General features: G+C 44.4%; 1 protein-coding gene and 1 pseudogene. Both read left to right on the plus strand.

Translation table 11 applies throughout. The features are described 5' to 3' along the window. Positions 1-96 (plus strand): annotated as a pseudogene (locus NO889_RS16340) (IS5/IS1182 family transposase); the annotation flags it as partial. Beyond that, on the plus strand, positions 93-1103 hold the full coding sequence (locus tag NO889_RS16345) for a TaqI-like C-terminal specificity domain-containing protein (protein ID WP_256413280.1): 1011 nt from the start codon (positions 93-95) through the stop codon (positions 1101-1103). The pseudogene NO889_RS16340 and the gene NO889_RS16345, both read left to right, overlap by 4 nt. Positions 1104-1163 lie beyond the last annotated feature (60 nt).

Raw genomic sequence — 1163 nt, forward strand, 5'->3', positions numbered from 1 at the left:
GGCCCCGCTGTCCATCCTCGCGCGTGGTACCGCGAGTTCCGCGAACTCGTGTTGACCGCCGCAGTCTACAACCTCGAACAGGCGCTCAAACAGTGACCCCGACGCCGTCATCGGATTCAACAAAGCACTCAGAAGAGAAAGAAGATTTACTTAATAAGATAGATCGAAGCGGTCCCTCTCTTGAAGAATGCCTGAATATTTTTGTTGGGCTTCAAACGAGTGCTGACCGGATCTATCTAGTGGAGATCTTAGACGAGGGTACCGATGATGAATTGGTCAAAGTCAAAAGTCAAAATGGTAATACTTACACTCTCGAAAAGGAGTTGCTCAAACCATTCCTAAAGGGTAAGGACGTTAGCCGATACGAACCGCTTGAACCCCGATACTGGGTTATCTTTCCGTATCATTTTGAGGAAGGGAATGCCGAGTTTGTCGATGAAGAGCAACTAAAATCTAAATATCCCAGAACTTATGAATATCTAAGGGAGCATGAAGACGATCTTCGCGGTAGAGAAAATGGTAAGATGGACCATGAGAGGTGGTATGACTATGTGTATCCAAAGAATCTAACAAAGTTCCGAAAAGAAAAAATTCTGACTCCAGAGATTAGTTATGGTAGCAATTTCACATATGACTCCGGGGGGCTATATCACACCACGAAGGTTTACGGGTTACTTAAAAACGAGAACATTGAGGTGTCTGAGGAATATCTGCTAGCAGTTATGAACTCTCCCGTCTTGTGGTTCTTCTTGAGTAACACCGGATACACGCTACGTGGCGGATATTTCACATTCAAGACACAGTATCTCAATCCATTTTCTGTACCATCAATCTCCTTTGATAGCTCAAAAAGAGAGCGAAAAAAGCAGACTCAGGAATACATAGATGGTATTGAAGACTTTACTGATATCGAAATATCCCGTACGATACCCGAAACTCAAGATGTTGCCCATGACCTACTGAGTGAACTAGTGAATTACATTATTGAATTCAAGGACTCATATTCGAAGCTTAATCTTTCTCTTCTTGACCACCTGAGGGTGTCAAGGTTAGATGATGGCATTGTGGAACGCTGCGAAGGCTTTGACCCAGCGATCTACTGATTTCCAGGAGCTATGGTGGGGGAACCGGCTATAGAAGAGCCTGGTTCGGTACTTGAGAAG

The organism is Halorubrum rubrum, from assembly GCF_024494685.1.
Taxonomy (GTDB): Archaea; Halobacteriota; Halobacteria; order Halobacteriales; family Haloferacaceae; genus Halorubrum; species Halorubrum rubrum.